Annotated in this window: 8 protein-coding genes; all 8 read left to right on the top strand. The window is 31.1% G+C overall.

The window, feature by feature from the left end:
• Positions 1-4: 4 nt before the first annotated feature.
• Complete coding sequence (locus tag ABV008_RS05680; RefSeq protein ID WP_352418852.1) at positions 5-1,426, top strand: MATE family efflux transporter; 1,422 nt, start codon at positions 5-7, stop codon at positions 1,424-1,426.
• Positions 1,427-1,604: 178 nt separating this feature from the next.
• Positions 1,605-6,998: a diguanylate cyclase gene (locus ABV008_RS05675; protein ID WP_352418851.1), complete on the top strand. Its 5,394-nt coding sequence runs from the start codon at positions 1,605-1,607 to the stop codon at positions 6,996-6,998.
• 119 nt (positions 6,999-7,117) lie between these two features.
• Positions 7,118-8,122: a LacI family DNA-binding transcriptional regulator gene (locus ABV008_RS05670; RefSeq protein ID WP_352418850.1), complete on the top strand. Its 1,005-nt coding sequence runs from the start codon at positions 7,118-7,120 to the stop codon at positions 8,120-8,122.
• Positions 8,123-8,163: 41 nt separating this feature from the next.
• Positions 8,164-8,544, top strand: a complete 381-nt coding sequence (locus tag ABV008_RS05665) for a hypothetical protein (RefSeq protein ID WP_352418849.1) — start codon at positions 8,164-8,166, stop codon at positions 8,542-8,544.
• A 14-nt stretch (positions 8,545-8,558) separates the two neighbouring features.
• The gene (thpR, locus tag ABV008_RS05660) at positions 8,559-9,119 is read left to right on the top strand and encodes an RNA 2',3'-cyclic phosphodiesterase (RefSeq protein ID WP_352418848.1); all 561 of its coding nucleotides are present in this window, start codon (positions 8,559-8,561) and stop codon (positions 9,117-9,119) included.
• Positions 9,120-9,271: 152 nt separating this feature from the next.
• On the top strand, positions 9,272-10,798 hold the full coding sequence (gene hutH, locus ABV008_RS05655; RefSeq protein WP_352418847.1) for a histidine ammonia-lyase: 1,527 nt from the start codon (positions 9,272-9,274) through the stop codon (positions 10,796-10,798).
• Between the two features lie 15 nt (positions 10,799-10,813).
• The gene (gene hutU / locus ABV008_RS05650; RefSeq protein WP_352418846.1) at positions 10,814-12,844 is read left to right on the top strand and encodes a urocanate hydratase; all 2,031 of its coding nucleotides are present in this window, start codon (positions 10,814-10,816) and stop codon (positions 12,842-12,844) included.
• Between the two features lie 11 nt (positions 12,845-12,855).
• On the top strand, positions 12,856-13,752 hold the full coding sequence (ftcD, locus tag ABV008_RS05645; RefSeq protein WP_352418845.1) for a glutamate formimidoyltransferase: 897 nt from the start codon (positions 12,856-12,858) through the stop codon (positions 13,750-13,752).
• The last annotated feature ends 7 nt before the right edge of the window (positions 13,753-13,759 follow it).

Raw genomic sequence — 13,759 nt, 5'->3', positions numbered from 1 at the left:
AATATTGTCAGAGGATGTAGTAAAAGTGAATAATAATCAATTGCCTGAATCAAAATTGGAAAGCTCAACATTAAAATTAGCTTTACCTGCCATTGGAGAAATGTTAATGCAAACACTCTTGGGCTTTGCAGATATGTCTATGGTTGGAAGCTTAGGAGCTGCTGCAATAGCAGCAGTTGGATTAAGTGATATGCCTATGATGACAGCCATGTCATTTTTCGCTGCTATAAGTGTTGGTACTACTGCTCTAGTAGCTAGAGCCATCGGAGCTCAAAAACAAGACGAAGCTAATAATATAGCTAAACAATCCCTAATACTAAGTATAATAATGTCTGCTATATTTGTAGTTCTTGGTTTATCCCTTGCGGTTCCAATTGTAAAATTAATGGGAGCCGAGCCAGATGTAGTGCCTGTGTCTGCATCTTATTTTAGGATAAATGCTTGGGGATTTCCATTTATGATAGTAACCATGGTTATGAATGGTGTACTAAGGGGAGGAGGAGACACCAAAACCCCTATGTATATAAATGGGATATCGAATATAGTAAATATAGTAGGTAACTTTTTTTTGATTTACCAGAGTAGGACTGTTGATATAAATATTCCTTTTATAGACAAAAATATATCATTATTTTTACCTGGAGCAGGATGGGGAGTTGACGGAGCAGGTATTGCTACAACTTTTTCAAGGTTTGTTGGATTTCTAATAATAATAGTTATACTTGTGAAGGGAAGTAAGTTTTTAAGAATTAATTTTAGAGAAAAACTGAGTTTAGATACCCATATTATAAAAAGAATTTTCAATATAGGTATTCCAGCAGCAGTGGAACAGTTCCTAATGAGATTTGGACAGCTTTTATTTAGTAGAATAGTATCATCTTTGGGTACTATAACTTTTGCGGCTCATAGGATAACAATGACTGCTGAGTCACTATCTTTTAATGCTGGCTTTGGTTTTGCTCTAGCTGCTACTACTTTAGTAGGCCAATATTTAGGAGCAGAAAAACCTAAATTAGCAGAAAAAAGTGGTTTTATAGCTGTAAAGATGGGTGCGATTTTGATGGCTTTTGTAGGAGTCTTCTTTTTTATTTGGCCAGATTACTTTCTTATGATTTTTACTCGCGACAAAGAAATACTTAGTATGGCTAGAGTATGTTTAAGGGTAGTAGCAATATCTCAACCATTCTTAGCAGCAGTTATGGGTTTTTCAGGAGCACTTAGAGGTGCTGGAGATACTAGGAGAGTTCTGATAATTACTCTTACAGGAATTTGGGGTATTAGATTATTATTTACTTACATTTTTGTAATGATTTTTAATTGGGGCTTACTAGGAGCTTGGGTGGCTATGAGTATAGATCTAATAGCTAGAGGAATACTATATTTTTTTATTTTTAAGGCCGGAAAATGGAAATATGTCAGTGTTTAAGGAAAATTATATTTAGATGGAGTGAATACTCCATCTAAAATTAAGTAATCAATTAATGAAAAAAAGCAGATTGTTTATTAAATAAAATTCATATTTATGATATAATATATGTTAGTATATTTATAATTCAGGGTTGTATTGGTGGGGAATTAATTTCGGTGATCACGGGGGAAAGAAAATGCAATTAATTAATAACAGATACCGAATAAATAATATATATAAGGTATATGATGACAGTACCATATACAAAGTATATGATCTATGGAATGACAATGATGAATTATTACTAAAGCTATTCATTAATGATAATAAAAATTCTTCGTTTTTCAAAGAATTTACGGATACTTTTATTGAATTAAGTAGCTTAGATCATAAAGGTATTATTCCAAACTATAGTTTTGATATTGTAAGTTCTATTGACAATAAGTCTGTAAAAGCTAGGCAATTTTTCTATACAATTGATTTTGTAAAAGGGACTAGACTAAGCAGCTGTATAGGGAAGTTAAGCATAGATCAAATTCTATTAGTTGTTTATCAACTTTTAGAAGTAATATCATATATTGCTTTTAGAGGTTACACATATAAATATATTAATCCAGACAATATTTTTATTGTAGAAGATGAAGGGCATCTTCAAACTAGGTTAGTTGACTTTGCAACCATAAATGAAAGAATAATTAAAAATCTTTACAATGATACATATAATATTTTTATCGCCCCAGAAGTAAGAATGAAGCATAAAAATATTAATATTAATTCAGATATTTATTCAATAGGCATGATTATTATATCTTTGTTATCTGGGAAAGTACCTCAAACATATGAAAAAAATTTTAAGGTATTAAATACATTAGAAATTAATAATCATCAAAAATACAGTATTATCGCATTAATTGAAAAGTTAGTTCAAAAAGATTCGGACGCAAGGGTTAAAAGGGTTAGTGAAATAGCAGAGGAATTAAACAACATCTTTGATAAAAACTATAAGCTCAATTTGACAGAGGAAAGAAATAAACTTATTTTCAAAAACAGAATTATTGGACGTGAAAAAGAAATTAATAGTATTTTAGATATAGATAAAAAATTTGATAATAACCTTATAGATAGACATTTTATATCATTTACTGGTGAAGAAGGTATAGGTAAAACAAGATTGTTAGAAGAATTAGTTTATAGACTAAGGATGAAGGGAAAAAATGTTTATCATACGTCTATCTCAGAATCAAATACAAAAGAGTTAGGTGCAATAATAAAAATCCTAAAGAGCATGATTAAGGATTGCGATAGCAAACTCATTGATACATATGGTTGTGAACTGGTTAAGATTATACCAGAAATATCGGAATCTAAAAATATAAAGCCTTCATCAATGCTAAGTGGAACTAGAGAAAGACTCAGACTATATGATAGAATAACTAAATTTATTATTGAAAATATTAAGAATCATCCAACTTATTTAATAATAGATGATCTTCATAATAGCGATATTGAGACAATAAACTTAATTAATTATTTAATAAATAGCAATGGACAAGCCCCTTTAGTACTAATTGTTTCATATAACAAGGATTTATTAAAGAAGAAAAAAGCTTTAAGTGATACAGTAAATAGTTGGATAAGCCTAGATAGAATTAATGAACACAGGCTTTTAAGATTAAATATTCAAGAAACGTCAGAATTAATTAAGAACATTTTAGGAATAGGGTATAAACCGATTAACTTTTCTACTAGAGTAATGAACGATACAATAGGCAATCCAGGACATATAGAAGAGGCTATTAAGAATTTAGTTGCTACAGGTGAGCTTTTTATAAATGAGAATGGAAATTGGGATGTACCAACAAATAATTATACTAGTCTATACATCCCATCAAATATTGGAGATGCTATAAGAAGACAGATCAAACTTCTTGATAAAGAACTTCTTGATATAGCTAAATATATATCTATATTCAATACTTCTGTTTCTAAAAATATTATCAAAAAGATTGTAGAAGGCTGTGAAATAGATACAGATACCATAATAGATAAGCTGGTTTCCATGAAAATCCTTGATGAAAGAGTTGAGGATTGGGGTTATACTTATGATTTTTATAACAGGCATATAAAGATGTTTATATATAGCGAAATTCCAGACTACGAAAAACATGAATTACATAGAAGAGCTGCTGAAGTTTTAGAAAGCATTTACCAACAGCAGGATAGAGGAAATATTGACGAACTTATTTATCATTACAACATGTCTATGCAGACTAAAAAGGCTATTGAAAAAATAATATTGAATGCTAGAAAAATGAGAGGTTTAGCTGGAAACATCCAGTGCATACATCTTTGGGAAAATGCCTACGAGCTTATTCAGGATAGAGAAGATATAGACAAGCTTGAAATACTGTCTAATCTAGGCAATCTTTATTTACTTCAGGGTATGACTGCTAAATCGATCAATAGTTACGAAGAAGGATTAAAAATTGCTAAAAAACTTGACGAAGATAGATATGTAGCAATATGTAACAATGGATTATCATCTGCATTCTTTAGAAAATTTGATATAGATTTGTCAAAAAAATATGCAGATGAGGCAAAAGCTATTGCGGAGAAGAATGGTTATACTGAAGAATTATTAGAATCAGTGAAATTGATTAATAGGATTGAGTTGTCAAAGGGTGAATATAGTAAAGTATCTGATAACATAAATAAATACTTAGATGTATCTATTAAGCAAGGCTTTGATTTGTATTCTGGGCATTTTTATAACCATATGGGAATAATCAAGGTATTCGCTGATCAAATTGACTTAGCTAGAGAATACTTTGTAACAAGTTTTGAATATTTTCATAAATCTGGAGATTATGTAGAATCTACTAGAGCACTTAACAATATTGGATTTATATACTCTGATTATTTAGATGATATGGAACTTGCTATGAATTATTATGAGGAAGGCCTTGAAATTTCGAGAAAATATCAATCACTAGAAAATGAATCAAACTTTCTTAATAATATTGGAGAGTTATATATAAGATATAACAATTATGAAAAAGCTTTAGACTATATTAGTAAAATGGAGAATATAGCTAGGGATATTGAAGATGAAAGCTCGCTGTTTCTTTGTCAGGTAAACCTTGGACTTATTTATTTATTTACTGGTAAATTCGATAAGTGTTACACTTACTATGAAAGTGTAAGGAAAACATTCGAAGAAGGTTCTGTAGAAGAACAGCATATTTCAAGGTATTACTTTTTCTTAAGTAATTTTTATTTTACTTTTGGTGCAAACAACAAAACTCTTAAGTACATAAATAGGATAAATAAGAGTAATAGCCAGATTTTTAATATACTTAAATTAGATTCTGGACTTAAAGATTTGCTTTTAAAGTACTGGATGAAGAAAGAAGTAAAAGTTGAAGATATAGATAAAATAAGAAATCAATTCAAGGCTAGCAAATATTTTGGAGCAAGGAGAAATAGTCTATTAACATTGGCTCATACATCTCTTTTATTTGGAGATAGTAAACTCGCAAAAGACTTACTTTTAGAGGATGAAAAACTAAAGAATAATCTTACTACAGATTATTTAGATTTGTTTAGAGATATGGTAATAGGTAAACTAAAAAGAGATTATAGTATTTTATCTAAAGTTCTTGAAAGAGTAAGAAATACAGGTCACTATGAAATAGAGCTTTTCACTAATATCGAGCTTGGAGATATTTGTTTAGATAATAATCAGTATTATAAATCGGTAAATTACTATTTGACTGCGCTAGACTTGCTATATAGATTGGCAAAAAAAATACCTGATAGAAGCCTTCAGGTAACCTTTATTAATAAGAATAAAGCTTCAAATATAAAAGAAAAGCTTAATAAGATAGTTTCTACTGTTAAGGGAAATGAAACTATATGTTCTGAATCTATTGAATTTAATGAAAATATACAATTAAAGGATTATTTTAATATTAAAAGAATTGTTGATTTATTTAATGAAGATATTTTTAATTTTGAGTATGGGACAGGGCTAGAGTCTGGTAAAGAAGTTGCTAAGGGTTTTGAAGATTTGATTCTACAATTGAGCAATAATTATAGGCAAAATTTAGATACTATACTTGAATATGCTGTCAGTAAAACTTTTGCAAACAGAGGAATAATTTTTGCGCAAGACTTAGAATCCGACCAACTGATTACAGTAGCATCCACATCAGAGGACGAATCAATACCTGATAAAGCACTTATAATATCAGAAGTAAGGCAGCAAAACAAAGGAATACTAATCAATAAGTCCTCTAATTATGATGAGCAAGATGGACTATTAAATATTTCTGACAATATTAAAGCTATGATGTGTATGCCTATTTTAAAATTAAAATTAGTTGAAGATATTACAAGTATTCCTGATAGAAGAAAAAATAGCAAAATATCTAACCATGAAGATATTATTGGATATTTATATCTAGATACTGATAAATTGTTTAATAAGTTTGATAATAAAAGATTTAAGCTTATTGATGCTCTTTCTCATCTTATATCTATAAACATTGATAATTATATTCTTAAAATTGTTTCTTCTGTAGATAAAATGACAGGAGTATATACTCGTAAATATTTTGATAGCGCATTTAAAGATTTTATAGCAATGGCTAGAAGAGATGGAAAAGGATTCTCAGTTATTATGATTGATATAGACAAATTTAAGAATGTAAACGATACTTTTGGCCATAGAAAAGGAGATATGCTATTAGGGAAAATCAGCAACATTATTACTGAAAATGTAAGAAAAACTGATTTAGTTGGTAGATATGGAGGAGAAGAATTTATAATTATTTTACCTAATGCTACAAAAGAAGAGGGGGAAGCTGTAGCTGAGAAAATTAGAACTGTAATTGAAAAGTCTACTTTAATTAGCGAGGACTATCCTATTACAATTAGTTTAGGTATATCATCCTTCCCTGAACATGGACAAACAATTGATGAACTTATTGAAAAAGCAGATCAAGCTTTATACGTAGCTAAGGAGTCAGGAAGAAATATAAGTGTTGTTTGGAGTAATGATATAGGAGGGTTAAAAAGGAGATTAGATAAATTAGCAGGTATTATATCAGGAAACACTGTTAAGGACCAAAGAATTGGTTTAGTATTGGTTGAAATAATTGGACTAGTAAAGGAAAAAATGGCTAAAGAAGATAAGATATTTAGGATACTTGGAAGATTGGTTGAAATTCTAGAAGCTGAACAGGGAATTTTAATAACATTAGATGGAAATGGTAAAATTCATAAATCTTATGGTAGACTAAGGTTTTCTGATGCTTGGGCAAAAGATTTAGAATACAATGAAAACATAATATACAAAGCGATAAATGAGCAAAATGGCGAGTTTTTTATTGATTGGGAAGACATTAGAGAGATAGACACTATTTCAGGAAAACCAAATTGGAAATCTGTTATAGTTGTTCCACTTATTAATAATGGTGATGTTAAAGGAGTACTTCAAATAACTGTTCCAATTAAAGAAAAAGAGTTTGATTATAATAGTTATAATTTTGTAAACACTATTGGTGGGATAATAGCAGCTATGTTGTAATTATAGCTGCTATTACATATATATTTACATTCTATGATATAATAAAAAATATAATATTTTTTTAAGTTACTTTATAATTAATACAAAAACTAAATAGAGAAATTAAGAGGAGTGGGAACATGACTGCAACAATTAAAGATGTAGCTAAGATGGCTGGAGTGTCAATATCTACAGTTTCTAGAGTAATTAATAATTCTAAGCCTGTAAGCACAGAAATTAGGCAGAAAGTTTTAGACGTCATTAATGAATTAGGATATAAACCAAACGAGATTGCAAGAACACTAGTAACTAAAAAATCATTCTTAATTGGAGTAATAGTTACTGATTTAGGTGATTCTTATATTGCTCAACTAGTAAGAGGAATAGAAGAAGTTGGGAAAATGTATGATTATGATATTCTCCTTTGTAGCACTTATGGAGATAAAGCTACTGAGATTAAATTTATGCAGTTGCTAAGTAGAAAGCAAGTTGAAGGCATAATATTAGTTTCAGATTCATTAAATGATGAAATTGACAACCAACTTAAGGATTTCAAAATACCGTTTGTTTATCTAAATAGATATTTTTATACAGAAGATTTTCCTACTGTAACAATAGACAATCTAGAAGCTACTTATGAGATGACTAACTACTTGATCAATCTAGGACATGAAAATATAGCTTATGTATCATCAAGTAAGGAAGATTACTCTTTAGAACTATTGAAATTAGAAGGTTATAAAAAGGCAATATCAGAAAATGAAGGGTATGAGGAAAATATCTTTTATGCAAAAGGCAGAAATATTGAAGATGGCTACGAGGTATGCAGGGATATTATGGTATCTAATAGCGATATTACAGCAATATTCTGTGGCCATGACGAATTAGCAATAGGAGTATTAAACTATTTATATGATAATAACATTGAGGTTCCTGATAAGGTATCTGTAGCAGGATATGGAGACATAAAAACAGCATCAATATTTAGGCCTAGGCTAACTACAATTAAAGAACCATTTTATGATATAGGAGCTGTTGCTATTAGAAGAATAATTAAAGAGATAAAAAAAGAAAGTATTGATAATAATACTATATTTCTACCTTTCCAAATACAAAAAAGAGAAAGTTGTGCTAAAATGCTTTAAAATTAGCTAGAATAAAGTATATAGATATTTGAGGTGGTAATATGACACAGAAGGATGATTATGAAAGCTCTCCATCTTTTCTTAATAAGAGATTTATTAAATTTATTGCTATAGCTACTGCTGTAGTAATCATAAGTGTGTTTGTAGCTGCTTTTATTAAATATGGAATAAGCACTTCAAACATGATTTTAAGTGATTACTTCTTTATTGTAGGAATTGTATTATTAATTCTAGGTGTCCTTATGAGAACTGTTGCATGGGTTGTTCATAAAAGATTTGTTTTAAAGCCAAATAACGATAATGAGTATGACGTATTTAAAGCTAGAATAGTTCTAAAATTTCTCTCAAAAACTTTTTCTTTTGTTGGATTTATCAATGTCATTGTATCCTTAATATTTTTAGTGCTATATTATAATGAATAATTGGTGGTGCTAATATGAGGACCTTTATTGCTTTTGAGTTTGATACTCGTTTTAAGGCAAGGATTTTAAAAATTCAGGACAAGCTTAAAGAATTATCTTTAAAAGGAAGATGGACATATTCTGACAACTTACACCTTACTCTAAAGTTCCTTGGGGAGACTAATATAGAAAAGTGCGAAAAAATCGAAGAACAGCTTTCAAATGCTTTAAGTTCAGTTAATATGGTTAAATTGTCCTTGGATGGAATAGGCTTTTTTCCAGGTGACATAGATATGAGAGTATTGTGGCTGGGTTTGAAGGGAGATATTAAATCTCTAGAAAAGCTGAATAGCCAAATTGAAGATAGTATGGCTAAGCTTGGATATAAAATGGAGAGAAGAAAATTTAATCCACATATTACTTTGGGAAGAAATATTGTATTAAAAGATAATTTTAATATTGTCAAAAATAATTTAAGGGATGATTGTGATTATTCCTTTGTTTTAAGCAAAATATCTTTTATGGAGAGTCGCTTAAGAGAAGGGAAAAGGATATATATTCCTCTAAAAAGCTATAATTTAAGAAAGCCTCTATGATATAGAGGCTTTCTTAATGCTTTAATAAGTTATAACTATGAATTACTAAAATTTGTTGAAGGATTAAAATATTTTTGTAAAAATAGAAGGATTTTTAGTATAATTAAAGAATAGATACTTAAACTAATTTTATTATGGTGAGGAGTGATATTTTGAACAAAGTATTTTTAGATGGAAATAGTCTTAGGATAGAGGATGTTGTCAACGTATCTAGAAATAATTATCGGGTTCAATTATCTGATAATGCTATAGATAATGTTATAAAATCAAGGGAAGTTGTAGAGAGATATGTTAATGAAGAGAAAGTGGTATATGGAATTACCACTGGATTTGGTAAGTTTAGCGATGTGGTTATTTCTAAAGACGAGGCAAAAATTCTCCAAAAGAATCTTATTATTAGCCACTCCTGTGGTGTAGGAGAACCACTAGATGAAGAAATAGTTAGAGGGGTAATGCTTTTAAGGGCAAATGCTTTAGCAAAGGGCTATTCAGGCATAAGAATAGAAACTTTAAATACACTGATTGAGATGATTAACGAAGGTGTTCACCCTGTAATACCCGAAAAGGGTTCTCTTGGATCAAGTGGGGATCTCGCACCTCTTTCACATATGGTTCTTGTAATGCTAGGAGAAGGAGAAGCTTTCTATAAAGGAACGAGGATGTCAGGAAAGGACGCTATGAAATTAGCTAATATTTCTACTATAGAGCTTACATCTAAGGAGGGCTTGGCACTAATAAATGGTACACAAGTAATGACTGCAATAGGAGCCCTCGCTGTATATGATGCAATGAGCTTAAGTAAAATGGCAGATATCATTGCTGGTTTGACTGTAGAAGCTTTATATGGTATCGTAACAGCCTTTGATGAAAATGTACATCAAGTAAGACCACATAAAGGTCAAATGAATACTGCAAAAAATCTATTAAAAGTATTACAGGATAGTAATATGACTTCAGAGCAAGGTGAGATAAGAGTTCAAGATGCCTATGTATTAAGATGTCTTCCTCAAATTCATGGCGCTAGTAAAGATGCCATAGAATATGTAAGAGAGAAAGTTGAGATTGAAATAAATTCAGCAACAGATAACCCTTTAATATTTAGGCATGAAGATAAAGTGATTTCAGGTGGAAATTTTCATGGTCAACCAATGGCTTTAAGTTTTGATTTTCTAGGTATAGCATTAGCTGAACTTGCAAATGTTTCAGAACGAAGGTTAGAAAGACTAGTAAATCCTGCCTTAAGTGATTTACCCGCATTTTTAGTTGAAAAAGGTGGACTAAATTCTGGTTTTATGATTGTTCAATATTCAGCAGCATCATTAGTTTCAGAAAATAAAGTGCTTGCACATCCTGCAAGTGTAGATTCTATACCTTCATCTGCTAATCAAGAAGACCATGTATCTATGGGTACTATTGCAGCAAGAAAAGCTAGAACCATATTAGATAATACAAGAAAAGTATTAGCAATGGAACTTTTAGGTGCGTGTCAAGCTATAGACTTAAGAGGAAATAAAGGATTAGGAAAGGGTACTTCAGTAGCATACAATTTAGTGAGACATGAAGTATCTAAGCTTGAGGATGATAAGATAATGTACAAGGATATAAACAAATGTGAAGCTCTACTAAAGACAAATATAATTAATGAAAAAGTAGAAGAATGTATTGGGAAATTATATTAATGGGAGGAGACAAGTATGATAAAAAATCTTGATGTTTCTAAGGCAATGACTATTAAGCTTGACAAACAGCTTCCACCTATGCCTAAGTTTGTAGAAGGTATTAGAAGAGCACCAAAGAGAGAGCTTACATTAACAAAGAGAGAAACAGAGATAGCGCTAAAAAATGCTCTTAGGTATATACCTGAAGAACTACATGAAGAGCTAGCTCCAGAGTTTTTAGATGAATTAATGACTAGAGGTAGAATATATGGATATCGATTTAGACCAGAAGGGATAATAAAAGGAAAGCCAATAAAAGAATACAAAGGTAATTGTATAGAGGGTAAAGCTTTTCAAGTGATGATTGACAATAATCTTGATTTTGACGTGGCACTTTATCCTTATGAACTTGTTACCTATGGAGAAACAGGTCAAGTTTGCCAAAACTGGATGCAGTATAGATTAATTAAAAAATACTTGGAAGTTTTGACTGACGAGCAAACTTTAGTAATTGCTTCAGGTCATCCGGTAGGTCTTTTTAAATCTACAAATGAAAGCCCAAGAGTAATAATAACTAATGCTCTTATGGTTGGAATGTTTGACAATCAGGAACATTGGATTAAAGCGCAGGCTATGGGTGTGGCTAATTACGGTCAGATGACTGCTGGTGGATGGATGTATATTGGACCACAAGGAATAGTTCATGGCACTTTCAATACCTTATTAAACGCTGGTAGAATTAAACTTGGTGTTCCAGATGATGGAGACTTGAGGGGACATCTGTTCGTATCATCAGGTCTTGGAGGAATGAGCGGCGCTCAAGGAAAGGCTGTAGAGATAGCAAATGGTGTAGGGATAATTGCGGAGGTTGATTACTCTAGAATTCAGACAAGACTAGACCAAGGTTGGATAAGTAGAGCTTCAGACAATTTAAAAGAGGTTTTTGCTTGGGCAGATGAATACATGAAAAAGAAAGAGCCTATTTCAATTGCTTACCATGGTAACATAGTTGATTTACTAGAATATGCAGTAAACAATAATATTCATATAGAACTTTTATCTGACCAAACTTCATGTCATGCACCATATGATGGAGGATATTGTCCACAAGGCTTGACTTTTGAAGAAAGAACAGAGCTATTAAATTCTGATAAAGCTAGATTTATTGAACTAGTAAATAAGTCACTTGTTTACCATTTTGAGCTGATACGAGAGCTTTCTAGTAGAGGAACCTACTTCTTTGATTATGGTAATAGCTTTATGAAAGCAGTATTTGATGCAGGAGCAAAAGACATAGCTAAAAATGGATATGATGAAAGTGAAGGGTTTATTTTTCCTTCTTATGTTGAAGATATTTTGGGACCACTTCTATTTGACTATGGATATGGACCATTTAGATGGGTATGCTTAAGTGGAAAGCATGAAGACCTTATAAAAACAGATAATGCTGCTATGGACGTCATTAATCCTAATAGAAGAGGACAGGATAGAGACAATTATGTTTGGATAAGAGATGCTGAAAAAAATAAGCTTGTAGTAGGCACTCAGGCAAGAATTTTATATCAAGATGCACTGGGACGAAGAGATATAGCTCTTAAGTTTAATGAAATGGTTAGAAATGGTGAAGTTGGACCTATTATGCTTGGTAGAGATCACCATGATACCGGCGGAACAGATTCACCATTTAGAGAAACATCGAATATTAAGGATGGAAGTAATATAATGGCTGATATGGCAACACAATGTTTTGCTGGAAATGCTGCTAGAGGAATGAGTCTTATAGCACTTCATAATGGTGGTGGAGTTGGTATTGGTAAATCTATCAATGGAGGCTTTGGATTAGTTTTAGATGGAAGTGAAAGAGTAGATGATATTATAAAAACTGCTATACCTTGGGATGTAATGGGTGGAGTAGCAAGACGTGCTTGGGCACGAAATGAGAATTCAATTGAAACATGTATAGAATATAACAATATGCATGGAGACACTGACCATATTACATTACCATATATTCCAAATGAAGACTTTATTAGTTCTCTTGTAGAAAAAGCCTATAAAACAAAATAGGGGGAGATTAAATGGCTAAGATAGTACAATGTGTTCCTAATTTTAGTGAGGGTGTAGATAAACTAATTATAGAGAAAATAATTGATGAAATAAGAAAAGTTGAAGGTACAAAACTATTGGATTATTCCATGGATAAAGACCACAATAGGTGCGTAACTACTTTTATAGGTACTCCTAAAGCAGTAGAAGAAGCAGCTTTTAATGCTTGTAAAAAGGCATCTGAGCTTATTGATATGAGCAAACATAAAGGTGAACATCCAAGAATGGGGGCAACTGATGTAATACCTTTAATACCTATTACTGAGGTTTCAGTTGAAGAATGTATAGAAATGTCTAAGAGACTTGGCAAGAGAATAGGGGAAGAACTAGGTATATCTGTATTTTTATATGAAAAGTCTGCTAGTGCTCCTCATAGGGAAAATTTAGCTTCTGTCAGGAAAGGGCAATATGAGGGTATGAATGAAAAAATGAAGGATGACAAATGGAAGCCAGATTTTGGACCTGACGTTTTAAATATTAAGTCTGGAGCTACAGCAGTTGGAGCTAGAATGCCTCTTGTTGCTTTTAATGTAAACCTAGACACTGATAATTTAGAGATAGCAAAAATAATTGCTAAAAGTGTTAGAGGAAGAAGTGGAGGATTTACATCTTGTAAAGCATTAGGAATTGAGATTAAAGAGAGGAATATAGTTCAAGTTACAATGAATATGGTAGACTATGAAAGTACACCACTATATAGGGTTTTCGACATGATTGAAAGGGAAGCAAAAAGATATGGTGTTAATGTTATAGGAAGTGAAATTATTGGATTAGTTCCTATGATGGCACTCATAAATTGTGCAGATTATTATTTGAAGATAGAGAATTTTAGAGAAGATCAGATACTGGAAAAAAGAATATATGAATAGGGTGATT

It is taken from the genome of Proteiniborus sp. (genome assembly GCF_040308045.1).
Taxonomy (GTDB): domain Bacteria; phylum Bacillota; class Clostridia; order Tissierellales; family Proteiniboraceae; genus Proteiniborus.
Note: the sequence above shows the minus strand (reverse complement) of the source record. Positions and strands in the feature narration are given on the sequence as shown.

What these genes read in the sequence shown, in the direction of transcription:
- ABV008_RS05675 (WP_352418851.1), top strand. Translation starts at nt 1,605, where the DNA reads ATGCAATTAATTAATAACAGATACCGAATAAATAATATATATAAGGTA.
- ABV008_RS05670 (WP_352418850.1), top strand. Translation starts at nt 7,118, where the DNA reads ATGACTGCAACAATTAAAGATGTAGCTAAGATGGCTGGAGTGTCAATA.
- ABV008_RS05665 (WP_352418849.1), top strand. Translation starts at nt 8,164, where the DNA reads ATGACACAGAAGGATGATTATGAAAGCTCTCCATCTTTTCTTAATAAG.
- thpR (WP_352418848.1), top strand. Translation starts at nt 8,559, where the DNA reads ATGAGGACCTTTATTGCTTTTGAGTTTGATACTCGTTTTAAGGCAAGG.
- hutU (WP_352418846.1), top strand. Translation starts at nt 10,814, where the DNA reads ATGATAAAAAATCTTGATGTTTCTAAGGCAATGACTATTAAGCTTGAC.
- ftcD (WP_352418845.1), top strand. Translation starts at nt 12,856, where the DNA reads ATGGCTAAGATAGTACAATGTGTTCCTAATTTTAGTGAGGGTGTAGAT.